The sequence below is a fragment of the Methanothermobacter thermautotrophicus str. Delta H genome (assembly GCF_000008645.1).
GTDB classification, from domain to species: domain Archaea; phylum Methanobacteriota; class Methanobacteria; order Methanobacteriales; family Methanothermobacteraceae; genus Methanothermobacter; species Methanothermobacter thermautotrophicus.
In genome coordinates this window covers 440376-466309 of the sequence record NC_000916.1, presented here as the reverse complement: position 1 = coordinate 466309, position 25934 = coordinate 440376, and the positions used below count along the sequence as shown (strand labels likewise).

The window sequence follows — 25934 nt, the reverse complement described above, 5'->3', positions numbered from 1 at the left end:
TTCACTGGTAGGATGCCGCCTTCATTAACTTCATTATACAATCCTTCACTGTCATGGTATCCTCAGAGAAATCTCATCATCTCCATATTGGGATGAATTAAAATTCAAGGTATGATGATGAATGCTGCTAGCTGTAAATTTAATCCTGCAGGATACCTCATGATCTGATAGAAAAAAGCGTTTTTTATGAATGTAAAATCAAAATAGGAAAATTATATATAGAGTAATCAGAGAATATAAACTCAAATATGATGAATTGTTTTCCGTGAACAAAACTTTGGGATAGGAAAACAGGAGGGACGTGATAATAATGGATACCACGCTTATATCCACGATATACTCCATTGAACCGGTGATGTTCTGCATAACACAGTTCTCACCGCGAAAGGTGGTTTTACTCAAGGAGGACAAGGCTCCCAGGGAAAAGGAGCAGGTGGAGCAGGTTCTCAGGGACACCCTCGGCAACTTCGTCGAGATAACAACCTTTGAGACCAGCCTCTATGACGTTGTGAGCATTGCAAGGGATATGGTGGAGATCATAGACGAGGAAAGGGCCCATGGAAGGCGTGTGGTTGTGAACATAAGCGGGGGCAGGAAGACCCAGGCACTCGGCGCACTCTTTGGCTGCTACGCAAGAAACCACGACGTCCAGCGCATAGTCTATGTGACTGAGGAGGACAATGAACTGATAGACCTCCCGATACTGAGCTTCGGAATCTCCAAGACAAAGAAACAGGTCCTTGAGGAGCTCAAGGCCGGTGAAAAATCCGTTAAAAACCTTGCAGTTAAGATAGGCATAAGCAGGGGGATGACCTACAACCACATAAGGGAACTCCGTGACATGGGGTTCATCGACCGGGAAAAGCTTGAAATAACCTCAGCCGGCGAACTCGCAGTACTCTAAAACATGAATAAGTGTATTTATGCCCATAATCTCCCTGAACAGGACTGATGTGTTTTTTGGAAGGGAAAGGGAACTTGTAAGGATCAGGGAATGCCTCAATGACCCTGGATTCGTGATTGTAACAGGTATGAGGGGCTCCGGAAAAACAGCTATTCTTAGGAAACTCCATGGGGAGAACCCCAGCAGGACAACTCTAATCGATATGAGGTGCGCCGATATAAGGGAGGTCCATGAGGGGATACAAGACTTCAGGAGGATAATGGCGCTGGCCAGGACTGTTGAGTGGAACATCCTCATAGATTCAATGCCACCTGAACCATCAGCCTTCAGGGAGGCCTGGAAGATGAGCAGTATGTACTCAATGGGATGCGCGGTCTCCACCACCTACAGCAGACACTTACTGGATGAGATTAAAGAGGGAATACCTGAACTGGCCATCGTCAACATACCACCCCTTAGGGATAGGGAAACAGAGAACTACATCCGCATGAAGGCACCCAAATTCAGGGCCACAGCTGCAGGCCTGGATTACATCTACAGACTCACAGAGGGGCTTCCCCTCTTCATTGACAGCTTCTTGAACGTCCTCTCAGATGGGGTCATCTATGGGCCGGCGCTGCTGGAGGAGAACTTCACTGCCAAGTTTCAGCAGATCGCATTTCCCTGGATGGTGGAGCTATCACAGCTCAGTCCCGTGGAGAAGAGAATCCTCTCTGATCTCTGTGACGCCCCCATACCAGAGGGGGCTGTTGGTGATGAGGAAATTGAGGGGCTTGAGCTCCGGGGCCTCGTGGAGCTGAGGGGAGGGGAGTGGCACCTCACCAGCAAACTTCTGCTGCGTGTTCTGACTGAACTCAGGAAACAGGTGGGCTGCCTTTAGAATGATGCTTAGTTTAAGAGCTGATGCAGCTCATGGCCATGATTAATTTTATGAGCCTTAAAAAAAAGGAATTGGGGTTATTTACCCCTGAAGTAACCAAATCCTACGAGCAGTACAAGTGCCACGACACCCAGAATTGCATAGAGGGGCACCTGACTCTCTGCTGAACCGCTGCTATTTGAGGCTGAAACCTCATAGGCCTTCCCTGATTCTCTTCCTTCACTGGATGATGACTCTCCAGCAGCATCTGATGATGAAGTGGATGCACTGCCTGATGAACTGCTACCTGCAGATCCTGCGGAACCTGAATCCGGTTTACCTGTCTCGCCGACCCCACTACCATCATTTGCTGATCCTGGCTGTGAACCATCAGAGCCAGGGACATCAATGGACTTCCCTGTGGCTGCAGCCAGTGCAGCTGCAAACTTCTTGAGGGATGCCTGGTTGAGGGATGAGACCTTCACCACCCAGTTATTGAAGACAATGTTTGCGCAGGTGTGGTGGCAGCAGACAACACCGTACTCTCCTGCGAGTTCAATGTAACGGTTTGCAAGATCCCTCACCAGGGAACCGTCGGCGCTCCAGATGTTTCTCCTTGCGGCTTCAAGGACCCAGGCAATCATGGACTGTGTTGCAGTGGCCTCATAGCCCCCGGATGCCCTGAAGCGGTCACTCAGAAGGTTCCTTGCGAGCTGGTCCCAGAGTTCATTGCTGACGCTGCCGGTTGTAACTGCAATTCCAAAGACATTTTTGTACCTTGAAGCATATTCAAGCCACCCGCTGGGTGATTGAGGAGGGAATCCATGTACTTGGGGTTGAGGAGCTGGGATCTGATCTCAAGTTCAATCTCCTCGGCCACCGTTCTCACTGTAACCGTGTTCCTGTTCCTTATATCTATAAGAGCTGTATCGGGGTTACCTCCCAGGTGCCTTGATGCGAGGACCATTCCACCGAACCAGTCATAGTAGTCGTCGGTGTCCATCAGCCTCCATGTGCTGTCCAGGTTCTGTGTCACCAGGTTCACCTTACCCAGGAGGTACTGGAACGTGCCCCGGTTCTGCTGTATATCCACGCCTCCTGGGGTGGACCTCCAGGCATAGGATACCCTTGACAGGTAGACGTCTGCGAGTTCACTGCTGGTGTTCCACCTTGAGGTTGCAGGTGTCATATCAGATACACCAGTACCCTCGAGTACGAGTCCCCTGAGACCGAATACACGGTCAAGGGATCCGCATTCACTGTAATGTTTTTTCACATAGTTCTCGGTGTCACTGGCTGAAGCTGCAAGTTCAACGGCCTTATTCATGAGGTCTATCCAGAGCTGGTTACCTGTGACTGCTGTTACAAATACGTCTATACGTGGCCTTGGTATCCGGGTACCGTTCACTGTTATCATGAGTTCTGATGCATTCATGAGGACCGGGGCTGGGTTGACGTCACCGTTACTGTTCCACTGGGGTTTAACTCCGAGAAGGTATAGGAACTCTGCAATGGCTATCCCGTCGGTCCTCAGGAGTTCAGTGCCCCACATAACCATACCGATGAGTTCAGGGAAGCTGCCATGCTTCTGGTAGTACTCTGCAAGCATCGAATCAACTATCCTCACTGCGGTCTCCCATGCAGCCCTTGTGGGCATCTTCCTGGGGTTTGTTGAGTAGAAGTTGGCGCCTGTTGGAAGTACGTCACACCAGGCAGGGTCCCCTGCAAGTCCAGGTCTTATGAATCCACCTGAGAGCGCTGCGAGGATGCTCTGCCATTCGGTGTTTCCACGTATCTTCATGATGGTGTCATTGATGAACTCAAGGTCCGTGGCATTTATCCCGGAGGGCACAGTACCGTTTATGATGCTGCCTATCCATAGACGTGCAAGGTTCTTCACTGAGGCTATCTCGTCACTGTAGCGCAGTGGGTCCTTCAGCATCTCAGTGTAGGCTGGCAGACCCGGATAGAGCTGTTTCCTGATATTCTCGAGGAGATCTGACCTTGATGATGCTATGGTGAGAACCTCCTCCAGGAGCTCGTCACCCTCAAGGACCCTGCCGAGGCTGTGGAGTCCCAGGGGTATTATGTCTGACTCTATCTCATGTAGACTGAGGTGGAGTCTCTCAAGGGCCTCTGTGAAGTTACCGGTCATGTTGAAGCCCATCTCTGAGGCCTCAGTCTTTATCCGGGATTCCAGTGCAGGGAGTATCTGGTTGTTACCGACCTTAAGGGCGTTCTCGTACTGGTGGATGAGGTCGTGGATCTCAATGAGTGCACCGTAGAGGCCACTCTGGACCATTGCAGGTGTCATGTGGTCTATGATGAGTGCACCGCTGCGGTCCTTTGCCACCATTCCCTCACCAGGGTTTGAGACTATGTATGGGTATATGTTGGGCAGACTGGTGAGCTGGAAGGGCCAGTCATCCTCCATGAGGCCGATCATCCTTCCCGGGAGGAACTCGAGGGTTCCATGGGTCCCCAGGTGGACCATGGCATCGGCGCCTAGGACCTCATCGATCCAGCGGTAGAAGGCCAGGTACTGGTGGTGGGGTGGCAGATATGGGTTATGGTAGTCTGTGACCTCATCCCAGCCACGGGCCGGCTGGACAGTTATGAAGATGTTCCCCAGCATCAGACCAGGGATGACGATGGACCCGTTAACCGTCATTATGTTGCCTGGGGGCTGGCCCCACCTTGATATGACCTCTGAGCGCAGCTTCTCAGGGAGGGCGTTGAACCATTCAAGGTACCTCTGGATGTCGAGCAGCTGACCTCTGGCTTCCAGCTCCCTCCTGTGCTCTGACACATACCTCTCAAGAAGTGGCTGGGCCCAGGTGCCCTTATTACCGAACTCTGAGACGATGGTGTAGAGCTCCTCAGGTGATGGTATCCTCTCAACCCTGTAGCCGCTTTCATTGAGCTTCACAAGGAGTTCATGGAGGCTCCTGAAGACGTCAAGGTATGATGCCGTGAATCCATCCTTACCCGGAGGGTAGCTGTAGAGTATCACCGCAATTTTCTTCTCTGAATTTTCAAGTTCCCTGAGTCTGGCCCATGCATTCGCCAGTTCGACCATCTTCCGGACCCCTGACTGAATCACGACCTCATTCTGTGATGAATCGGTGTATGATACAACCACGGGTGAGAACACGCCCTCAAATCCGGGTATTGTGACCTGCCAGGTCCACTCGTACTGTGCACCCAGGGGGTTTGTCAGGCTTGAGTTGCTGTAGAGCTGCACAGCCTTCAGTACGGGCAGATTGATCCTCTCAAGTTCGCTGAGGGCCCCGCCGGATGGCAGGTTCGCGTAGTTGAGGGACCAGGAGTAGAGGGATATGACGGCGCTTATGTTACGGTTCAGGGGCCCCTTACCGTTGACACCCAGTGTGAGCTCCTCGAGGAGGGAACTCACTGCGGGGCTGGTGGCACCCTGGTAGAGGTTGAATGCTGCCCTTCCCTGCCTCTCAGCCTCCCGGATTATGGCATCCACGGTGTTTGATGGGTTGTAGCTTACAACGACGATGAAGGGTCCTGTGATGTTCTTGTTTGCACTGTACCAGTTCTCAAATTCTCTGTAGACATCGTTTCGCTGGTTTTCTGCCCATGATGAGAAGTTCTGGTCTATCCACCTGAGGCTGTCATAGGGTGGGATGAGTCCCGGGTTGCCCTCTATCCAGGTTCTTATCTGCTCCCTGCTTGCTGCGACGCTCATGACGCCACGGTCAGGGTGGTATAGTCCCCAGTCAGGGGCTGCCATAACCGGGCCCTGGCCGTTCTCCACTGGGTTGGATGTGGTCTCACCCATGAGGTACTGGATGTACTTCACCATGTTCTCCAGGTTCTCCCTGGCAGCTGTTCCTGATGCAAGGGCATAGTAGCTTGCAATGTAGGTGTTCTCAATGGTACCGGGGGTGTCATTGCCGGGTGTCCCTCCGAGGAGGTTCAGCCCCGTGCCCCCCCATGGTCGCTGTCTGTATCGGTGGGGTAACCGAAGGCCGCTGCTATCATGTTCCTCTGGTTCGCAGGGCTCCTCAGAAGGTAGGGGTACCATGAGTCGCCCCATCCTGTCCCGGGCATGGCCATGTCCAGGTAGGCGAAGTTCACGTACTCCATTATCCAGTCGTTTGCCGATGATGATGGATCCCACATGTCATGGTAGATTATCCTCCGGTTCTCCATTGATTTGAGGATGCGGCCCTTCTCTGGAACCGAACTTATTATGGCTATATCTGGCATGAAGGTGTGGTTGATGGTGCATGAGCCGTTGATGGTGTAGCTGGCTGTCCTGTAGCTGGAATACTTTATCTGGACAACCGCAGGGAATGTGTCGTTGAAGTTGATTCTGTATGAGCCATCCGGCGCTGTACGTGTCTCATTGAGAACAGATCCGTTATGTATTATGGTTACAGTGGCGTTTCTGACTGGTAGCGCACCTTCCAGGGTTGTGTAGCTCCCTGATGTTTCATTGTATATCTCCCTGACGTGTCCTGTCACCTCTGCTGCACTGACAGCTCCTGTGAGTGAAACTGTGAGTATCACTGCAAGCAGTGCTATTAATCTCCTGATAATTTCACCTCCCTTTAATTTTATTCAGCTTTACTTTAAGGGAGGCAGTATTTAAAGTTAACTTTAATTATTATAAGGTAAAATTTATATTAACTGGGTGATGGTGTTTCCTCATTGATGGTTCTGTGATATGTGATGATTGCTCCTCATCATTTCCATGGCCCTGCAAGGTAACCGGTCATTCTCCAGGCTGAAGAAAACAGAGTGCACCACCTCACCCCTGTGTGTGAGGGCTGAACCGGTAATGTGATCTGAGGTGTACCTGTGGTCTGTACCGTAGCTGGGGGATGGGTAGCTCTTCTCATCTGCACCCATTATCTCCTCAATGAAGCTACCCTCATTCAGGGGGCCATGTTCTACCCTATCATGCAGCATGGCCTCAATGGCATAGCTTCCTATGATCCTCTCATGGAGCCTCATGTAGGCCTCAGCTCTTGAAACAAATTCGAGTCCAGCTATCGTCCCGTTTATAGCTACAAGAACACCTTTCTGGTCTTTCACGGGTCTGAATGGTTTTCTGAATTTGTTGAGTTTATCTTCCTCCTTCCGGTAGGCATCCCCCATTGCTCCGGTCCCTGATTCTGTACCTGTCCTCCTGTGGAGCCTGTTCACCTCCTCCCATACCATTCCCTGGTTTGAACGGTAGAATTCCATGGCTCTCTCTTCAGGTGTCTGCTCTGGTCCTGAATCAATGATGTGTCCGGCCATCCCTTCCAGGTTCTCTGTAACTGTCCTTGTCTTTGTAAGGCGGACATTCAGGGCAGCAACCCTCCCCGGGTCCCTGAACTCCTTTGAGGTGTAGGACCACCTTGCCTGTTCAACACAGCTCACAGGTATGATTGTCTCGGATTCCTCAGGTAATAGAACCGTTGCATTGATCACACGGTTCTGCTTGCCACCCTCAAGTTCCTCACCATCAATTAAGAGCACGGGTTCGCAGGAGCGGTTCACTGCACGCACCTGCGGCACCGAGCCTGACTCATCCACCTCCCCCATCCAGAGCACTTCCCTTTCCATGGCCTCTGATAATGTAAGATAGCTCAGACTTCCCCCGGGAGCCCGGACCGGTATGACCTCCATGGGTCCTGAAACCTGGGGCTTCAGGAACTCAAGTCCATTAAGGTACTCCCTGACGGTCTCATTCATAACATCACCTCTGAAATTATAGATGCACAGCCCTTATAGTCTGAGTATGACATAATAATGTACATTAAAATTATTGAATATAAATTTTTTTATTGAATTCATCAGCCTATTAAATTCTTCATAATAACTTTAATTTTAATGTTAATGTATTTTCAATAATCTCAGGGGAGGCTACCGGCCATGAGAATTCAATGGAAAAACTATAAAAGTGGATGGAAACCATAGAATAACATTTATGGGGTGCCATTCATGACAGGGGAGATTCAGCTCACAGATGAACAGCGCAGAGCAGTTGAACACTTCACCGGACCCCTCCTCGTTGTTGCAGGGCCGGGGGCCGGGAAGACCAGGATCATAGTGGAGAGGGTCGCCCACCTCATAGATGAGAGGGGTGCTGAACCATCATCCCTGGTCGTGATAACCTTCACCAGGAAGGCCGCAGATGAACTCAAGGAGAGGATAATCAGACGTGTGGGTGGAAGGGCAGAGGAGATGCAGATATCAACCATACACTCCTTCTGCAACCGCATACTCCGCATGTACCCCGACCACCACACCCTCGGCTCAAACTTCCATGTCCTGGATGAGGAAAACCAGCTCATGTTCATATACGAACACAGGGAACAGCTGGGACTTGGCAATGTACAGAGGGAGAGGTTCCCCCTCATCCAGGGCTTCTTCAGCGAGTGCCAGGAGAACATGGTCGACCCCGAGACCCTGATCCAGCACTACAGAAATAAGGGTGCAGGGAGGTTCGAGATGACCGTTGCAGAGGCCTACCAGAGGTACCTCAACCTCATGGATGAGAACGGCCTGCTTGACTTTGCAGGGATGCAGTGGAGGGTCGTCAGACTCCTTGAAAACGACAGTAAGATCCTGGATGACCTCAGGTCAAGGTACAGGTTCCTCATGGTGGACGAGTACCAGGACACCAACCAGATACAGGAGAGGTTCCTTGAACTCCTGGCAGGGGAGGAATGCAACATCTTCGCTGTTGGAGACGAGGACCAGAGCATCTACGGTTTCAGGGGATCCACCCCCGAAAACTTCCTGGGCTTCCAGAAGAAGTACGGTGCCGAGGTTGTCATGCTTGAGAAGAACTTCAGGTCCGTCCCCAGCATAGTTGACGTCACCCAGCGGTTCATGGATGGTTACAGAGAGTACCCCAAGGACATAAGGCCCGTGAGGGACTCAGAGAACAGGGTATTCATCCTGGACAACCCCACACACCAGGATGAACCATCCAATGTGGTGGGAATAATAAGGGCCCTCGTTGACCACGGTGTAATACCCCACCAGGGCTACGTGACCCTCCTCTTCAGAAGCGTGAAGCACGATGCAGTGGAGATAATGAATGAACTACGCAGGGAGGGCATACCCTTCAATGTATACGGTGAGGGAGGCTTCTTTGACCGGGAGGAAATACTCTACATCATGCACCTCCTCCACCACACCCGGAATGAGAGGAGGAAGATAATCAGAAAACTGAAATACGAACACCTTGAGGGCGAGTTCATGGACCTGACCCCCGGCAGCGTCAACCGCATCCTGGACATGGATGAGGAGGAATTAAGGGGCCTCAGGGAGCACAGGGAATTCAGGGGGGCAGGATTCACAGACCCCGATGACATCAGGAAACTTGTGGCCCTCAACAGACTCATCGACAGCGACCTCGGAGTACTTGAGAGGTACTATGAGATCCTTGAACTGACAGAGTACCCCCACAGGCTCCTTGAGAGGGGTGATGATGAGTCAAGGGAGAAGCTCTACAACCTGGCAAGGTTCAGCTCACTCATAAAGGACTACGAGCGCATATCCCTGGAGCCAGGCGTGGAGGGCCTCATGGAGTTCATAAGGATGGCCATGTCGGGTAGAATCAAAAAGTACGACCAGATACTCCTTGATAACCCCTACTCAGTCAACATAATGACAATGCACAGGGCCAAGGGCCTCGAGTTTCCGGTGGTCATAATATGCTCTGTATTCAACGGGAAATTCCCCAGGAAGGTCCGGGAGAGGAGTGAACTCGAATTACCCGAGGAACTCCGTAGGAGCACCATGAGGACTGATGAGATCGAGGAGAGGCGCCTCTTCTATGTGGGGATGACCCGGGCCCAGGACATGCTCATAGTATCAGCAACCAAAAACCACAGGGGCCGGATCGGTTACTCGGAGTTCATAGAGGATCTCATCAAAACTTCAAGGATAACCAGTGACAGGCTGGGGAGGATAGACCCAGAGGATGCCAGGATAGAGATCATAAAGAACAGCTGCCAGGTTGGAGGACATTGAGACCAGGGAGATCTTCAGGATCAGCTTCACAGAGCTCAACACCTACCTCACCTGCCCCTTCAGGTACATGCTGCTCTATGAGTACGGATTCGACGTCCCCTCAACCAGGGACCAGCTCTACGGTATAGCGGTCCATGAGTGCCTCCGGAGGATAAACAGGCGCCTGATGCGTGGCGAGGCTGTGACAGATGATTACCTTCAGGAACTGGCATCACATGCACTCAGGGACATCGAAATGTCCCCTGATGGATTCAGGGCATTCATATCAAAACTAAAACGCTACCTTGAGGAGATAAGGGGCCGCGCATCAGAGATAGTCTCTGCAGAGAAGCCCTTCAGCATAATGAAGGACGGCTTCATGATAACTGGTCAGACAGACCTCATCATAAGGAACCGTGAAGGCGGCCTGGAGCTGGTGGACTTCAAGTCAATGTCAGGGTCGGGCATCCATGCACGGGACATTGAACTCCAGCTGGGAGTGTACAGGCACGCCCTGGACCTTGACTTCGACGGCTTCCTGGCCTACACCTTTGAGGATTCAGAATGGCACCTGATAGAACCGGCAGCAGACATCGAGGGGCTCCTTGAGGACGTGGCTGAGAGGATAAGGCGGGAGGAGTTCCCTCCAAGGGAGAACAATCTCTGCAGTCTCTGCATATTCCGCTCCATCTGCACCTACATCAATGGAAGACAGGAGGCAGGAGCCGGTGGTGAGGCAGAGGACCTCAGGAGGGCCTTCAGGGACCTTGACCCTCATGACATGGATGGATACGTGGAGGCCATGGAGAGGATCATGGGGTACCTCAGAAACTCCCATGACCCTGAGGTCAGGGCGCGGGCCGCTGATTACCTTGGAGAGGCAGGGGATGCCGTGGCCCTTGATGTGCTGAGGGAGGCCCTCAATGACCCTGGGGAGGGGGTCAGGATAGCTGCCAGGAGGGCCATTGAGAGGTTGAAAAAGGCTCAGAGGGCTCTTAAGGAGGATTATCAGACCCTCATATGCGGGAGGGACCTGTTCAAACCCAAAAAGATCCACACACCTGAGGGCCAGTTCGTGGTCTGCCGTGTCTGCGGCCACTCAAAATTCCTTGAGGATGGAGTAAGGGAGGTTGTGGGCATAATAGGTGATGAGGAATACTCATGGAGGCAGGAAGACAGGTTATTCATCAGCATGTGGGACGAGGAATCTAAGAGGGCGAGAAATGCTGACATAGACGTCCTCTGGGTTACTGATTCCGGGGATATGGATTATGGGTGGGCCATAAACGCGGTGTACCAGAGACTCAAAAACGATGTTACAAGGGCAAAGCCCCTCAGCGAGATACCCGTGATACTAAGGGGAGACCCTGAGATAGGTGAGGAGGAGATGGATATACTCCAGAGGTTTGGAGAGGTAAGGTATGGCTAGAGCTGCACGCCTACAGGAGCGTGGATCCTACTTCACCCTGAAGGAGTACTTTATGAGGTCAAAGTTCTCCAGTTCACCCTCAAAGTCCTCACTCCTTGCACGGCACACCAGGCAATAGCGTCCGCGTGGTGTGCTTATAATGGTAACCCTCACCATGCTCTCATTCTCAGGGTACCTGAACTCGACTCCAGGGTAACCCCTCAGGCTGATGTTCCTTTTATCAGGCACACCCTCCGGGGTGGGATAACTGCGGTTCGCCTTCAGCTTCTCAACTGTGGCCACCGTATCAAGTCCTCCTCCTGGTTCTGCCACCGTCACGGCATATTCATAGTAGGTGTCCACGTCACCGGGTGGGTGTATGAAGGAAACCTGGCTCCAGGATGCAGGGTAGTGGAATATGATCTCCTGATTCTCAAAGACCCTGTAGCCGTTGCCGAGGCATCCTGAAACGGCAACTGAAAAGATCAGGATGAGGAATACCGTTTTTTTCATTTTTACCCTTTCATGTTATGAGGTTTTTTCATTTCACCTGGAATGAGTATGTTATGAGGTCGAAGTTCCTGTTCTCTGTGTCAAACCTTTCAGGTGATGTTCCACAGAGGATGACGTATATCTTACCGTTCTTCTCGAGCCATGTTGCACGTTCCTGTTTAGTGACACCATCAACATTTATCCTGTGTATGTTTTCGTAGGCTGTAACGCCATCGATGGTCAGTGTTCTCTCGGATATGAGCTGATACCCTGACTGCTGTTCAAAGGACCTGTAGGTCTCGTCATAGACGTCCTTAAGGGTCTTACCTGATGGCAGTGGAATGCTCTGTATGATCACAAGGGTTACGATGTTCCCTGATGACTCCACAGATGCTGGATCCGCAACGGCGGCAATGGTATTTGGTGTCTGGACGGTTAGATTTTCAGAGGTCCAGGATTCAGGGTACCTGAAGGAAATTTCACTGTCAGAGTAGGTCCTGTATGGTATGTCAGGCACGGTTGTGTTACCTGTTTCAGTGGTTGTTGTGCAGCCTGAAACCATAACGGCCAGAAGCAGAACCCCCACAGCTATAAGTTTCTCTCATATAGATTCCCCCCATTAAAACGGTAATGTATCTGCCCCACCTTCTATTTATTTATTCCTAATCTTCATGAGTATCTCGAAGAATGAGCATCATCCATCTCCAGATTTAGCTCGGGCACCTGTTTAATGATTCCTCGGGAGGGGATTAAATTCTAAATGGGGACCCCCATACAGGGGGAGGGTCCTGGACTCCCACTTATCTCGTTGTGGCATCACCTCTATCTTTAAAATCCCACCTATCTACTGATGGACCCGGAGGCCGGTAGATATATGGGTCCCCTTAAACATAGAGGTGGGTGGAGGACTTCAGGATGCTTATGCTGACTTCACAGACGATTGATGGTAAGAGGATATCCAGGTACCATGGTATAGTTACAGGGGATGCCCTCATAGGCGCCAACATATACAAGGACATCTTCTCGGGTGTCAGGGACGTTGTGGGTGGCAGGACCTCGGCCTATGAGAGGGAACTTGCAAGGGCCAGGGAGCTAGCACTGTCCTCCATGGCAAGTGCAGCTGAGAGGCTCGGTGCAGACGCCATCATCGGGGTGCGCCTGGACTACCACAACCTCGGGGGGACCATGGGGAACACCATACTCGTATCACCACAGGCACGGCAGTATCCACTGAGGATGAGGAGTGAGGGGTGTCCGGGTGGATGTATGAACTGGATGGAGCCAGAATCTGAGGATGAGGAGTGAGGGTGTCTGAGTTGAGGAGTTACAGGTGGGCCATACTGGCTGTGCTGGCAGGCCTTGCAGCGGGCCTCGCATCTGCGGCGGTATCTGTTAAGTTAGAGCTTATCATATTCGGTTTCAACATAATGTACATAGTATCACCACTCCTTGCGGGCTTCATGGAGTCATACGTCGCCGGGAGAAAATATGGGGCCAGCACAGGTGCCCTGAGCGCCATACTGGTATTCTTCGCCGTGAACATCTATGGCTGGCTGTTCCCGGCCGAACCCATCCAGTGGAATGTCTTCACGGTAGGGGGCCTCCTCCTGGCATTCCAGGCAGCATTCCCCACCACCGTGAACTTCATCCTTGCAGCTGCCATCACATACGCCCTGGGACTCCTGGGTAAGGGTTTGGGGGATCGTTTATCAGGGGGAGATGATACCGTACCCCTGGAGTATGGGCCCCATGGGGTGGGGATAGGTATAGCTGCTGGTGAGGCCGTGGGGGATCCAGGGGACCTCGATGGACTCAGGAGGCTGGCGGTTGAGAGGATGCTCTCAGATGCAGAGTCCATGGGTGGCAGGGGAGTTGTTGACATCGAAGTTAAGGTTACGGTGATTGGCGGTGAGCTCTTGGCTGTGACTGCAACCGGCACAGCCATTGAATAGTATCATGGTCCTTTCCTGAGTTCCCCCAGCATCTCCTCTATCCTCTCAAGCCTCTCCTCAACTCCACTGATTCTGGCCTCGATTTCCCTGAACTCATCCCGCCTCCTTGATTCTATCCTCTCCTGCTCCCCCCTGAGGGTCTCAAGGAGTGTGGATGTGGCGGAGGCTGTTATGAGGCTCGTGGATGCGATGGCGCTGAACATTATGACCATACCTGTGAACCTTCCCAGGGAGGTTACAGGTACTATGTCCCCGTAGCCCACCGTTGTTATGGTCTGCAGCACATACCAGAGGGAGTCCTCATAGGTCACCACCAGGGGGTTGACCGGGCTTTCGACGATGTAGAAGAGTATGGTGAAGACGAATATCACGGATATGAAGAGTCCCACCCCGTAGCCGAGCCTGCTCCTCCTCATGAACTCACCCACGGAACCTGCAAGGTCCCTGACGGCCATGAGGATGCCGGCAACCTTCACCAGGTTCAGGGCTGCAAGTATGGGTGAGTGCTGCGGCACACCGAGGATGGTCACGCCTATGAAGTAGAAGGGCGCGGCGACGAGGGGGACGTTCCACCTGTCACGTACCCCCGGCCTGGTGAGGTAGGCCACCAAGACCATTGCACTGGCTGCAAGGTCAAGGAGGACCACCGCCTGGAAGGTACCCGACTGCAGCGGCAGGAATACGCTTATGAAGAGTGCGAAGCCATCGAGGCCCAGCACAGCAAGGAATACCACCTCAAATAATACCCTCAGCCCTGACTGAAGATCTTTCACGGCAAAACCCCCACCTCTGGAATCATGAACCAGAATTACTATCTGTCGAGATGATTATTTATAACCACCCCATGATGGTCTGAAATATTTTCAGACACTAGAAGCATTCAAAGGGCCCTGAAGTTAATAACAGGGCCCATAAAATCCCCAATCAGGAAAAAACTTTAATAGGGTGAGGCTCCAGAACTAAACTTTTCTTCTGTAGATTTCCAATGTGAAAAGAGTGATAGCAATGAAGGTGACAGTCTACGGTGCTGGTAATCAGAAGTTATATACCGATGAACTGAACCTCCCTGAAAGGTATGGTGGGGAGGCACCCTACGGTGGAAGCAGGATGGCCATGGAGTTTGCAATGGCCGGACATGATGTTATACTGGCGGAACCTTCAAGGGAATTCCTGGACGATGAGCAGTGGAGCATGGTCGAGGAGGCCGGTGTAACGGTAACAGATAACGATAAGGAGGCCGCCAGTGAGGCTGAAGTGGCAGTGCTCTTCACCCCCTTCGGTAAGGGTACCTTCAGTATAGCCAGGGAGATACTCCCTGAACTCCCTGAGGGCTCAGTCATAGCCAACACATGCACGGTATCACCGGTGGTCCTCTACTACGTCCTTGAGAAGGAACTCAAACTGGAGAGGACCGACGTGGGGGTATCCTCCATGCACCCGGCAGCCGTGCCAGGGACACCACAGCATGGCCACTACGTCATCGGCGGGAGACCCACAGCTGAACTGGACATGGCAACCGATGAACAGGTATCAAGGTGCGCTGAACTGGCAGAGAGCACAGGCAAGAAGGCCTACATAGTACCGGCAGATGTGACCTCAGCGGTGGCCGATATGGGGTCACTGGTCACAGCGGTGGCACTTGCAGGTGTACTGGACTACTACTATGTGGGTACACAGATCATAAAGGCCCCCGAGGAGATGGTTGAGAAGCAGATACTCATGACACTCCAGACAATGGCGTCCCTGGTTGAGACATCAGGTGTTGACGGGATGGCAGCCGCCATCAACCCTGAGCTGCTCGTAAAAAGTGCAAGGTCGATGCACCTGCTGGATGAGCAGGAGGAACTCGACGCAGCCCTCAAGAAGATCTCAGACCTCAACGATGACGTCATGAAGTGGATTGAGGGGGCAGAGGTTAACCACACTGACCTGGTGGCTGCACAGGCCCTTACAGGTGAACTGAAGACCGTCATTGGTGACCGTGCAGCTGAGGGTACCATAAGGAGATGCATGAGGAAGATGTTTGAATAGGGGGTTTCAGGTTGATAGGGAGGATACTGAAGGACCTTGGAAGGATTCAACGGTGTTAACGGCTCACTTGTTGTGGGTAAGGATGGTCTCATAATAGAGAGTGAAGTCCCGGGTGACATTGACGCTGAACTCGTGGCTGCCATGGCATCAGCGGTCTTCGGTACAGCCGAGAGGTCAGCCGAGGAGATAAAACATGAGCCCCTCGAGCAGGTCATGATTGAGGGTAAACGTGGTAAGACCCTCATGATAGATGCAGGGGAGGGGATCCTCGTTGTCATAACGGATGTTGATGTGAACCTGGGTATGATAAGGATAGAGATGAAGAGGAGCTCCGAGAGGGTCAGTGACCTTCTCGGGTAAATTCTTTTTTTGATGTGGAGAAGTTCTGCGCTGATTCTTTCTTCTAAATTCCTGATCTCCCGGTGAGTTCTCTGGGGGGATTCCATGTATAAAAGGTTATTACCCTTCGATTATATTCAGAATAGCCCTCTCTATAAAGTCACGCAGTCTCCTCTCATCCACATGGGATTCGCCGGGCCTCAGTGGAAATGCACCAACCGATGGCACCTCACCGCCTCCCTCACTGAATAAAACATCCTCATCCCCGGGGTAGAGTATGTAGGCCCCCACACTGCGCAGTATGGCATCCTTGTAGCTGTGCATCTTGTAAACATCACCATCCCTGAACCTCCTCTCAAGTTCCTCCTCAGAGTCCCTCATGTCGATACTCTCATAGAGGTCATCTGGCCTCACAGTGGACCGGTACTTTGCATCCAGGTGTATGAAGCAGGTGCACTCATCCACAGCCACGAGTATGGAGTAGTCAGGTTTGAAGGGGAGTGAATAGGACCTGCAGGGGGTGTCCCCGGCGAACCTTCCATTGTAGGAGAGGGCTATCTCGGTGTCATCCATGCTGAACCTGAGTATGGAGTTCCCGGTCCTCAGACGGACCCTCCAGCCATCCCTGACGAATATGTCCCGGGGGTTAACTCTATCCCCGGTTATGTCCTCCAGGATCCTGAGGATCCTGAAGTAGCACCAGTACTCATAGAGTTCACTGAGCCTCCTCTCAAATCCCCTGATACTGTCCTCAAGCCCCTCCCAGGTGAACCTGAGTGCGAGGTCAAGGATGAAGAAGTACCTGAGAACGTCCCTGTAGCCCTCCCTCTTCTGGAGTACCTGTGAGTTCAGGGGGAGGACCTGGAGTTCACCAACATCCATCAGCCACCCTGCAGAGAGGAGGAGGTTCACCTCATCCAGGAATCCCTCCAGGGAGTCCCTGATGTAACCCTCGGGGGCTGATTCATGGAGCGAGAGTATCCTGTCCTCCAGTGATTCCAGGAAGTACCTGTAGAAGCGGTTCTCTGGAGTGTCAGGCGTCTCCCGCAGGTTCAGCTGCGGGAGGTTCCTTATGTTCCCATCTGCATCCATGCTGGCCGGGTCTGACAGCACACCCACCAGTCCGTTGGGGTCCACCACTGAGGCCAGGCCTGCGGGTACAACCTGGACCTCACGTTTAAGTCCGGAATAGAAGCTGTGATTTATGCGTTCAGCTGCAGCCGGGAGGTTCTCGGGTCTGAAGAGGTACTCCAGTAAAAGAAAGTCCTCGTAGAGTGTCCTGTCATCCTCACCTGAGGGGGTGAAGGTCTGGAATATGGAGGAGTCAGCCTCGAGGATGATGGATGTGATCTCCTCTGAGAGGTCTGCCAGCATTGCAGGGTACTGTTCATGGTAGTCTATCTTCTTTGACCTCACCTCGATGGGTATGGATTCATGGCCCCCGGGTGTCTCGATGTCGAGGAAGGATTTGCCGGCGTAGCTCCTGAAGTTGAGTATACCCGCCACTCTGTCCCTGAATTTGAATCGTATCCTCCTGAAGAGTTCATCTGCATGGGGGAGGACCTTCACATCCTTGAGGGATCCTTCAGTTTCGAAGAGGACCTGGTATTCTGTCTCCTCCAGGAGCATTATTTCACTGAGGTTGTCGTAGTAGGGGCAGTGTTCGATGGGGTTAAGTCCGGGCCTGTCAACCAGGGGGACGTTTATGAGTGTTAAGGGGTGGCCGCTGACCCTCACCATCCTGGGAGGTACTTCAATGGGCGCTGGACCCCCATTTATCCTCAGTCTCCCTGCCCTGAATTCTATGATTATCTCCTGGTCCATCGGTGATCACTACCTGATGAAGGAGGCGTAGCGCTGGGTTTTCAGGGTGTTCTGCATCTCCTCAAGCTTCTTCTCTGATTCAGGGAATCTGCCCTGGCAGTGTTCTTTGAGTTTATCGAGTGTGTCCCTGAGGAGTCTTTCGGGGCCGTGGATCTTGGGGAGGATCTTCTGTTTGATCTGGGCGTCAAGGTAGCGCTCCCAGTTTTCCCATTCCCGGGGTCTTTTCTCGTAGATCCAGGCTGCATGCATGAATCTGAGGATCTCATCTGTCACCCTGAAGCCGAAGTCGAATCCTGGGGTTGTGAGGGTTTCATGGAAGAAGTCAAGTTCAGCCACAAGTTCATCCCATACCATGTGGAGGTCGTCCTTCATGTTATCATTGCTGTATTCCATGATGTCTTCAAGGAATTCTGTGTCCCCTGCTGGGCCCTGGTCGTGGGGGGTGCCGTTAAGATACTCCCCTGGCCTGAGGGTTTCGAATTCTATGGTGTTTGCCCGGTCAAGGACCTTCGGTGAGAACATGTAGGTGGTCTCATCCACGTTGACTGTTCCCACGACCCTGAGGTTCTCGGGTATCTCTATCATGGATGGGAACTCAGAGTTGGGGTCATCATGGAGTGGTACTGGTTCGCCGCTCTCCATGGCTGAGAGGAAGTCAGAGAAGTAGCGTTCAACGTGTGATAGGTTCATCTCATCGAGTATCAGGATGTAGGGGTTGTCAGGGTCCCTGGAGGCCCTCATGATGAAGTCCAGGGCCGGGGTGCTCTGGTATTCCCCCGTCATTATGTTGAGGTAGCCGAAGATGTGCCTCGTCTCGGTCCAGTTGGCACCCACCGGGACGACCAGGTACCTTTTGTCATTCTCTGTGGATATGTAACTGCCGTAGAGCTGTGCAAGCTTCGTCTTACCTGTACCCGAGTTACCGGTCAGTATCACGAAGGGCTTGACCTTGAGGGAGAGGAGGAAGTTCTCAACGAGTTCCGGTCTGAAGTGATAACCATGAATCTGCAGGTACTGGTAAAAGTCTGTTCCTGTTCCTTTGTCAAGATGCTGGTAAATGTCTGTCCCACTTTCTTTCTTAAAATTTTCTTCAAGATTAGAATCGGCTTTCATGCCCTTTATCCTCTGGACCTCATATACAAAGTTCCTTATTTTCTCAGGGATTGTCTCATCAATTTTTCCTATGACCACAACCTTTTCTTGCCGATCACCGTCAATGACTGTTGTCCATTCACCGTGGTAGTTCTCCTCAAATATTCTTTTACTGTAATTCCCACCTAGTTTGCCCCTGTGCACCACATAGTAGTTTCCTGTGGGATCACGCGCTATAGCAGCCCCAACCCTACGGTTTATACCCTCCGGGGGAAAGTTTATCTCACACACGATTGTCCTGTTACCTCCCTCCTCTGGCTCCTCTGTCCCGAAGCCATTCCAGTACCTGCTCCCCTCTATGAATCGGGTCATGTACCATATGCCAAGGTCAGACATCCAGTATACCTTACCCTTCTCCTCACCCCCCTGAAAACCGGCACCCCCCTCAACGACCTTATCTGCTCTCTCCTTCAGAATATTTTCCAGCCTTTTCTGCTGAGATTCTATCTCATCCCTGTCTGATATTATTCTGAGATTAACGTATCTGATCAAGTTCACACCCCACAGCCTTATTTATCCCCATCTCAATATTTAGTTTATGATGAGAGCCAGAAAGTTAAATGGAATTGACAGGTACTCCACCTTTGGCCTCAGGGATGAATGGATGCCATTAATCTTCACCCATGAGGAAAGATGGCATGAAAGGAACAATCTGGGTCCGGTACAGGTGAAGGCCGTCGGGTCCTGGCTGGCCGATGCAGGCCTCATTGTTAAGGAAAAAGTAACCCCACTCTTTGGCAGGATCAGGGACCTCTACTTCATGGAACCCGTGGCAGCATGGCAGATCCTCTGGGTCAGCATGTACCATGGATCCCCCATCGTTAATCTCTTCTGTGACAATGTGGGATTCGATGAGTACCTCGATAAGAAGGGGATCATGGAGGCCATAAGGCCGGATCTCGGTGATATTAAGGACTCCACAGTGGAAAATCCTGTCTCAGCCCTCATCAACATGTTTGATAACTCGCGTCTGGGTGCCATCGTATCCATGAGGAAGAGGGGACGGAGCTCATTGGTTAAAAGGATACATCTGGATGACCTGGACCACCATGTGGTGGCCTACTCCCTCTACAGGCTTGCAGAGGATATCGGTTCCCGGGAGATTGGACTGGAATACCTTTACGGTGATGAATGCCCGGGGGGCCCCCTCAGACTTTTCGGGACCACCATGGAATCAATCGCAGTTAAACTGCAGGAGTCCCCATCAATCACCCTGGACGACGGTGTCATCCATCTTGATGATACATCCTCGGATGAGATACTTGACAGCTATATCTCCTCATTCAGGGTTAAGATCGATGAAAGGCCTCACTTGGGCTCTGAAGATCTGGAATTCAGGGATAGACTGGGAGAATTAATAATAAATGAACCTGATAAACTTTTTGGTGAAAGAAGGGATGACCTTGAGGGGTTCCTGAGGGGTTCCTCACTCAGGGAGCTCCGAATAGGGTATGCTTCCACACTGAATCCTGAGGTCTCAGCTGATGACTTCCATGGCAGAGGATCAGATATCCTTGTGGCCCTCATACTTAGAACCCATGAGGGGATGCCCGCCCCGACCCTCCAAGGACCTGATAACGTTCTCATGGTATTCCCTGACGCCTCAATGGCTGCTGAGGACTATGAGATCCTCCTCGACCACATGACCCTTGCGCTGAGTTCAGATGACCCTGAGCACAGTGATGCTGCAGGGAGGATGGTGTCGGCGTGGGTCGGGGATCTGATGGCATCAGGTTTCCAGTGGTACCTCAATGGTGAATCAGGGAGGGGGGATAGGCTTTATGGTCTCAGCGAGCTGATAAACAGTGAGCTTTCAAGGAGGATCTTCCACTCTGGCCCTGAGAACCTCCCTGTGATACGTGGAAACAGAAACCTCTGGAAGACTGGAAATTACCCGAAGGTCTTTGAAATATTCTTCTCTGAGAATCTTGAAGAGTTCAAAAAGAAAACAGGGAGTGGATTATTATGGTTCATCGCCCACATCCTCAGGGGCCCCGGGGGTGACTGGATAGTTGATGAGAACCTTAACCTCCTTCCAGATGTCTACCACCCAGTTAAGACCATGGTGGATGTGACAGTTGAAAAATTTTCAAGGGGCGACTTTGATCCGGTGGATGAGATGAAATTCCTCTCCATGCCCCCATATGGTCTTAAGGGTGACATGATAGGTCATGCTGTGGTATCATTCATTCTGAGGACCCTCAGGGGGCATATAGTAAAGAATGGAAGGTTGCTTGAGGATGAGGAGTTCCGCATACTGAAACAGAGGATCATTGAGGGGTGGAAGTGACTTCGTACTCTCATGTTATATACCTCTTATAATCTTGAAGTATTTTCATGGATGGCGAATCTATCTTGACCTTAACAATTCTGGCATCCTTTATTTTAAATTTATCGGAACGTTTAAGGACGTAATTTATTTCTTTCCAGAGCTCGTCATGGAATCTGTGGTACCGTTGATGCAGCGATTGCTTTTCATCAGTTAAAAATTTTCTTCTCAGTTTCTGAAGAGTCCGTGATGCAATGTATGATCTTCTTGCTTTTTCATCATCAAGACACATTTCAGGAAATAGTTCATCCAGAGCCCTGTATATTTTTTCAACATCTGAAATTCCCTTGGGGTGCTCGACATCAAAAACTGGAACATGACCCTCCGACGTCAGTATGATATCTGGATCCGACAGCCAGTGATCTCTTATATACTCGGGGTTTCTGGCGTTGAGATCATATTTAACAAGATATTCTGATAGGTAATCCTTTGCCCTGTTTTCATTCCAGTCACGGGCATCCATAAGCTTCTTCATGGCATTTCGGATGTTCCTTAACCATTCATATGAGTCATCCACAAGTTCTTTGAAGCCGTTCCAGGTGTAGTAGGAACGTTTTATTTTCAGGTTTGGGGCAATTTCTATCATGAATCTGGTGAAAAGGACTTTGAATGATGTATAGAATCCATGTTCATCCAGTAAAAGAGTCCTGTTCTGAAGATTTTCAGGTTTATCACCGGCTCTGATGTGTTCGATCCTGTCGACAGTTTCATCCTTAAAGAAAAGAAGCCTGTGGGATGGTATGAACATTCCACAATTCATTTCATTGATCACAAGCACACATTCAGTGCCTGCTCTTATTGTTCTCGCACGCTTTTTATAGGTTTTCCCATACGAATTCGATATCTTTGAATATGATCCTGATTCAATGGATCTTTCAAACTCTAGGATATCTTCTTTAACGGTTTCAGGAACATGAATTTTTCCTGTAATCTCAAAGAGAAGTTCGGGCGCTCTTTCTTTTCTTGATGGAATGTGAAGAGGTTTTGTAATCTGCTCTGTGATTCTGTTGTTAACTACTGATTTTATTTTTTCAATGGCTGTTGATCCTCCTATGAAGTAAAATTTATCTATATCTGTATCATTCAGAGAGTATCCGATGGGTGGATATGAAGTTGCTATTACCACTGAGGGACCTTCCCCATGGTGGGTGGGGAGATCATTCCAGGTGCATATATCAACAGCATCAAGCACATCAGGATTCTCTTCATCAATTTCAAAAGTTTTTTTCAGGCTCTTTGTTTCCCGCGATGATCTTAAAGCTATGAATATAGATTTTCTGTCATCCTCTGAAAGTTCCGCTTCAATGATTTCTTTCACGGAGTTCAGTATGGGGTTTCTCTGGGGGCCCGATGAAATTGAATAAACCTCTTCGAATGTGTTTTTCACCTCGTCAAAGATTGGTGTATCCAGGATCTGATTCAGAATGTTATCAATGACCCAGCCACCATTTGAATAATTGTGTGGGCCGCGGAGCTTGAGAGGTGTCTGAGGAAGATATTTTAGATAACGGCGCACATTTTTACCGTTATCTATTTTCAGGATCTTTTCGGAGATTTCTTCTATTCTATCAATCTCCTCGAGATGGATGTACTCTATCTCAGCATTAATCCCCGGGACAGATATTTCACTGAATGATGATGAAAATGGGGATGGTCTTGAATGATCTTCATCTCCGGTCAGTATGTCAAGAATGGGTATGCAATCCCAGGTGTGCCATGTGAAGCTGTCCTGAAGGTCTCTGTACAGGTGTCTGCTGTCGGGTCTGAGTGAAAACATCAGAACAGTACACTCTGTTGAACGAAGAAATTCTCTGAATTTTTGCCACCTCCTACCGTTGAAAAGCCTTTCATTGACGAAATAATCTGAATCTGTGAAAAATACAATATCTGGGTTGCATTCTTCAACGATGCCAAAGAGTTTTTCTGGTTCCAGGGTCTGTGAGATAAAAACCACGGAACTGTCTGAAGTATCTGTATCCCTGACATCTGTTATGCAATCATACTTAAAGTGATCTTTAAAACGTGTTAAGTTATCATAATTCAGTATTACATGAAAAAGGTCAGATACCGGAAAATTGAGTTTTTTGCCCGTCCATTCTTCCCTTTCTTCAATGCTTATGGCGATTATTCCTTCATCCTTCAGTTTTTTAATTCTTTTATCACCCTTCCCATCCTTCTGGGTTATACTCCTTACAGCATTCATTCCATATAAATTCTTATAGTACTTTAAAATGCGGTTTATGCATTTTCTAATGGTCATTTCTGGTCTGTATACTGATATTTCTGTCGTATGTCTGTTCTTTGAATCCTTTATTCTGTAATGGATCTTTTTTTTCTTTTTGAATACATTTTTTCTGTCTATTTTTAATAATCTTCTAAGATTTCTGAGATCACCTGAATCCATCTTAGACATATCTTCAATGTATTGGAGGCTTCCGAGCGCTGAAAAGGGGTCAGGAAAACCCAGCTCATTTTTACTTTCACCGGTATTGATCTCACCGATCACAACGATCTTGGCATCTCCTTTAACCCTGAGGCACTCGCAGATTAGAACTGGGAGGAACCTGATATTCCTCCATGGCCATGTTATCAGGTACTTTCCTTCACTGATATTGGGAAGCCAGCTGAGATATGATTTTTCAATCACGTTATTTTTTATGGGCCAGATAAGGGGCAGTTCCTCACTGGGAGGTTCTTTCAGATTTTTCGTCAGGAATTCATGTACCCCTTCATTTTCCGGAAGATGCACCGCAGGACTGAAAAAGGCGTCGCAGGAGGAACACCTAAATGTTCCATCATCCTCAATCAGCAGGGGAGCTCCTGTGATCACAGGTTCTTTGCAGTTTGGACACACGGGATAATCATGATAGTAATATGCAGGCTCCATCTATTCACCACCATTTCTGATCAGTTCAGATCCTCAATCTCCAAGAACAGCATGCCTATCCAGCCACCTGTTCCTGTGTTCACATGATGTCTCTGATAGCATCAGGCAGCGGTGGCATGCGGATCCGTTGTAATTTCCATCTGAAATCCGATTCTGATGACATATCGGATCGTTGGAGCAGAATTCAATATTATTCATTGCTATTTTCCATATCTCCTTAAATTTTGATTCTGAAGCACATCCAGAGAGACCTCCCATACTGCAATCATCTCCAATCGATGATGAATAAAGGAGAATGCCACCGGCGCCTCCGGAGTCTGTGTAAATTCTTTCTCTTATTGAGGGTGATGAATAGCCTGCATATAACGAGAGGGCCTGTATAATGGAATGTGAAAGTGTATGCCACCACACAAATTCTGGACTCACAGGTGTGTTCTGTCTCAGAATTTCGTCATGAATCAATTTTCTTTCATCCCACTCCTGCAGCGCATTTAAGGATGAAGATTCCGGGGCTATTCTATCCGCTGTTATGAACAGACCCTCTCCCATACTCTCAAACGCAGGATACCACCATGACTCGGAAATTGCTTCCCTTTCACCTGTACTCACAATATTTGACGGAATTATCTCTGAATTTTCGTCCTTTTTAAGATAAGGGCTCCTGTAGTATCCAATCTGAGCAGTTGTAAGCTTCAATTTTTCAACAGGAACAATTTTGAGGGTAATCTGAGAATCAACAGAAAATTTCACAGGCTCTCCCACTGATAGTGTTTCAGATGTTCGCATTTCTCTGAGGGCCCGGAATTCATCTCCAAGGGGATCTGCTATCATCCTGCTATTGAATCCCATTACATGTTCACAGAATCTTCTGTAACCCATGTCCTCAATACTCCCTTTAACGGTGTCATAATATTTTCTTTTGTTCTGCTTAACGTCTGAAAGCAGATTTTCTTTATTTGCATGGTTTATAATACCGCGCAGGTTACCCCTGAATTCTGGATCGTTCTCCAGTATTTCATCCAGTTTGGTTTTATAGGGAATTTTCAGAAGGGTCAGTGTTACGGGTATTCTGAGGGAGGTTGACTGTCTCTGAAGAATCTTCATTTCAAGTTCACATGATTCCTTTGAACGGAGCCCTGATCTTTCAGGAAGTCTGCCTGTGCAGCGGAATTTTTTTCTGTAAATATATCTCATGGAAGATGATTGTCCACATTCCGGACATTTAATTATTATATCCGCAATTGATGGTCCCTCAATTTTCCAGTGAAAGTATTCTGGATTGCACCCGGTTTCTTTACTGTGAACGAGATATTTCCATGGCAGATCATCAAGATGTCCGTCAGGACACGCAGCCACAAATCGGGTGGCTGAGGCATTCCTTGACCCGCATATGGGGCAGCCTTTCCCTTCACGTTCATAATAAAGGACGGGATTCTGGTGTCCCCCTTCTGTTCTTCCATAGCATATTTTCCAGCGGGGAAACCGCCATGTATTGTAGATGTGACGGTTTTCATCAAGGGAGAGGGCGGCATTGGTGGGCAGTGAAAATAGCCGTATGGTTCCATCAATCTCTTTATTTTTCCGGAGAAACTCTGAAAGCCTGCTATCCTTAATCTCAAACTTCTCAAGATATTCTATTCCAAAATAGTTTCCCAGGCCGTCGTTGAGTGAAGGGATCATCACGGGCCCGTTCTTTCCCTCCAGTATGGCTCCAGGTCCATAGGTGAATATGAACTGGGATCTTCTAAGATGCTGCACGTTATTCATCATA

General features: G+C 49.9%; 18 protein-coding genes and 2 pseudogenes. 9 read left to right on the top strand and 11 right to left on the bottom strand.

The window, feature by feature from the left end:
- The first annotated feature begins 310 nt into the window (after positions 1–310).
- Both MTH_RS02400 and MTH_RS02395 read left to right on the top strand, forming a co-directional pair.
- Positions 311–904 carry a CRISPR-associated transcriptional regulator Csa3 gene (locus tag MTH_RS02400; RefSeq protein ID WP_048061223.1) on the top strand — a complete coding sequence of 198 codons (594 nt, stop codon included), beginning with the start codon at positions 311–313 and terminating at the stop codon, positions 902–904.
- Positions 905–923: 19 nt separating this feature from the next.
- Positions 924–1784, top strand: a complete 861-nt coding sequence (locus MTH_RS02395; protein ID WP_010876155.1) for an ATP-binding protein — start codon at positions 924–926, stop codon at positions 1782–1784.
- Between the two features lie 77 nt (positions 1785–1861).
- Here MTH_RS02395 and MTH_RS02390 read toward each other — a convergent pair whose 3' ends face one another.
- From MTH_RS02390 to MTH_RS02375, 4 genes are all read right to left on the bottom strand, one after another.
- Positions 1862–2407 carry a cobaltochelatase subunit CobN gene (locus tag MTH_RS02390; protein WP_010876154.1) on the bottom strand — a complete coding sequence of 182 codons (546 nt, stop codon included), beginning with the start codon at positions 2405–2407 and terminating at the stop codon, positions 1862–1864.
- 50 nt (positions 2408–2457) lie between these two features.
- Positions 2458–5817 (bottom strand): cobaltochelatase subunit CobN, encoded by a 3360-nt coding sequence (locus tag MTH_RS02385; RefSeq protein ID WP_158296324.1) that lies wholly within the window; start codon positions 5815–5817, stop codon positions 2458–2460.
- Entirely contained in the window at positions 5709–6305 is a 597-nt protein-coding gene (locus MTH_RS09740; RefSeq protein WP_010876152.1) for a carboxypeptidase regulatory-like domain-containing protein, read from the bottom strand. The genes MTH_RS02385 and MTH_RS09740 overlap by 109 nt, the downstream gene beginning before the upstream one ends.
- A gap of 138 nt (positions 6306–6443) precedes the next feature.
- On the bottom strand, positions 6444–7478 hold the full coding sequence (locus tag MTH_RS02375; protein WP_010876151.1) for an ARPP-1 family domain-containing protein: 1035 nt from the start codon (positions 7476–7478) through the stop codon (positions 6444–6446).
- Between the two features lie 249 nt (positions 7479–7727).
- Here MTH_RS02375 and MTH_RS02370 point away from each other — a divergent pair, with 249 nt between their 5' ends.
- Together MTH_RS02370 and MTH_RS09335 are read left to right on the top strand one after the other, a co-directional pair.
- On the top strand, positions 7728–9770 hold the full coding sequence (locus tag MTH_RS02370) for an ATP-dependent helicase (RefSeq protein ID WP_143485742.1): 2043 nt from the start codon (positions 7728–7730) through the stop codon (positions 9768–9770).
- Positions 9757–11178 carry a PD-(D/E)XK nuclease family protein gene (locus MTH_RS09335; RefSeq protein WP_010876149.1) on the top strand — a complete coding sequence of 474 codons (1422 nt, stop codon included), beginning with the start codon at positions 9757–9759 and terminating at the stop codon, positions 11176–11178. Before MTH_RS02370 ends, MTH_RS09335 begins: the two co-directional genes overlap by 14 nt.
- 27 nt (positions 11179–11205) lie before the next feature.
- Here the strand turns inward: MTH_RS09335 and MTH_RS02365 are convergent, their stop codons facing one another.
- Positions 11206–11670, bottom strand: a complete 465-nt coding sequence (locus tag MTH_RS02365; protein WP_010876148.1) for a hypothetical protein — start codon at positions 11668–11670, stop codon at positions 11206–11208.
- A 28-nt stretch (positions 11671–11698) separates the two neighbouring features.
- Positions 11699–12235 carry a PsbP-related protein gene (locus MTH_RS02360; protein ID WP_010876147.1) on the bottom strand — a complete coding sequence of 179 codons (537 nt, stop codon included), beginning with the start codon at positions 12233–12235 and terminating at the stop codon, positions 11699–11701.
- A gap of 329 nt (positions 12236–12564) precedes the next feature.
- Between MTH_RS02360 and MTH_RS02355 the strand changes: the two are divergent.
- Positions 12565–12896: pseudogene (locus MTH_RS02355) on the top strand (YbjQ family protein).
- Between the two features lie 60 nt (positions 12897–12956).
- Entirely contained in the window at positions 12957–13601 is a 645-nt protein-coding gene (locus tag MTH_RS02350) for a heavy metal-binding domain-containing protein (RefSeq protein WP_238374230.1), read from the top strand.
- A 2-nt stretch (positions 13602–13603) separates the two neighbouring features.
- Here MTH_RS02350 and MTH_RS02345 read toward each other — a convergent pair whose 3' ends face one another.
- Positions 13604–14374 carry a potassium channel family protein gene (locus tag MTH_RS02345; protein WP_010876144.1) on the bottom strand — a complete coding sequence of 257 codons (771 nt, stop codon included), beginning with the start codon at positions 14372–14374 and terminating at the stop codon, positions 13604–13606.
- Positions 14375–14606: 232 nt separating this feature from the next.
- Here MTH_RS02345 and MTH_RS02340 point away from each other — a divergent pair, with 232 nt between their 5' ends.
- Together MTH_RS02340 and MTH_RS02335 are read left to right on the top strand one after the other, a co-directional pair.
- Complete coding sequence (locus tag MTH_RS02340; RefSeq protein WP_048060834.1) at positions 14607–15632, top strand: H(2)-dependent methylenetetrahydromethanopterin dehydrogenase-related protein; 1026 nt, start codon at positions 14607–14609, stop codon at positions 15630–15632.
- A gap of 11 nt (positions 15633–15643) precedes the next feature.
- A pseudogene (locus tag MTH_RS02335) lies at positions 15644–15992 on the top strand (roadblock/LC7 domain-containing protein).
- Between the two features lie 99 nt (positions 15993–16091).
- On the opposite strand, the gene MTH_RS02330 reads toward MTH_RS02335, so the two are convergent.
- Together MTH_RS02330 and MTH_RS02325 are read right to left on the bottom strand one after the other, a co-directional pair.
- Positions 16092–17795 carry a DUF2357 domain-containing protein gene (locus MTH_RS02330; protein WP_010876141.1) on the bottom strand — a complete coding sequence of 568 codons (1704 nt, stop codon included), beginning with the start codon at positions 17793–17795 and terminating at the stop codon, positions 16092–16094.
- Between the two features lie 9 nt (positions 17796–17804).
- Positions 17805–19445: an McrB family protein gene (locus MTH_RS02325; protein WP_010876140.1), complete on the bottom strand. Its 1641-nt coding sequence runs from the start codon at positions 19443–19445 to the stop codon at positions 17805–17807.
- A 43-nt stretch (positions 19446–19488) separates the two neighbouring features.
- On the opposite strand from MTH_RS02325, the gene MTH_RS02320 reads away from it, so the two are divergent.
- A complete protein-coding gene (locus tag MTH_RS02320; RefSeq protein WP_158296323.1) occupies positions 19489–21237 on the top strand; it encodes a hypothetical protein in 1749 nt (582 codons plus the stop codon).
- A 10-nt stretch (positions 21238–21247) separates the two neighbouring features.
- On the opposite strand, the gene MTH_RS02315 is transcribed toward MTH_RS02320, so the two are convergent.
- Positions 21248–24163, bottom strand: a complete 2916-nt coding sequence (locus tag MTH_RS02315) for a hypothetical protein (protein WP_010876138.1) — start codon at positions 24161–24163, stop codon at positions 21248–21250.
- 33 nt (positions 24164–24196) lie between these two features.
- Positions 24197–25930 carry a DUF1998 domain-containing protein gene (gene drmB / locus MTH_RS02310; RefSeq protein WP_238374275.1) on the bottom strand — a complete coding sequence of 578 codons (1734 nt, stop codon included), beginning with the start codon at positions 25928–25930 and terminating at the stop codon, positions 24197–24199.
- Positions 25931–25934: the final 4 nt, after the last annotated feature.

Bases quoted from the DNA above. Each gene is read 5' to 3' on its own strand.
- MTH_RS02385 (WP_158296324.1), bottom strand. From the start codon at position 5,817: ATGGTACCCCTACCTTCTGAGGAGCCCTGCGAACCAGAGGAACATGAT.
- MTH_RS02315 (WP_010876138.1), bottom strand. From the start codon at position 24,163: ATGGAGCCTGCATATTACTATCATGATTATCCCGTGTGTCCAAACTGC.
- MTH_RS02370 (WP_143485742.1), top strand. From the start codon at position 7,728: ATGACAGGGGAGATTCAGCTCACAGATGAACAGCGCAGAGCAGTTGAA.
- MTH_RS02330 (WP_010876141.1), bottom strand. From the start codon at position 17,795: ATGGACCAGGAGATAATCATAGAATTCAGGGCAGGGAGACTGAGGATA.
- MTH_RS02390 (WP_010876154.1), bottom strand. From the start codon at position 2,407: ATGATTGCCTGGGTCCTTGAAGCCGCAAGGAGAAACATCTGGAGCGCC.
- MTH_RS02395 (WP_010876155.1), top strand. From the start codon at position 924: ATGCCCATAATCTCCCTGAACAGGACTGATGTGTTTTTTGGAAGGGAA.
- MTH_RS02320 (WP_158296323.1), top strand. From the start codon at position 19,489: ATGAGAGCCAGAAAGTTAAATGGAATTGACAGGTACTCCACCTTTGGC.
- MTH_RS02340 (WP_048060834.1), top strand. From the start codon at position 14,607: ATGAAGGTGACAGTCTACGGTGCTGGTAATCAGAAGTTATATACCGAT.
- MTH_RS02365 (WP_010876148.1), bottom strand. From the start codon at position 11,670: ATGAAAAAAACGGTATTCCTCATCCTGATCTTTTCAGTTGCCGTTTCA.
- drmB (WP_238374275.1), bottom strand. From the start codon at position 25,930: ATGAATAACGTGCAGCATCTTAGAAGATCCCAGTTCATATTCACCTAT.
- MTH_RS02375 (WP_010876151.1), bottom strand. From the start codon at position 7,478: ATGAATGAGACCGTCAGGGAGTACCTTAATGGACTTGAGTTCCTGAAG.
- MTH_RS02400 (WP_048061223.1), top strand. From the start codon at position 311: ATGGATACCACGCTTATATCCACGATATACTCCATTGAACCGGTGATG.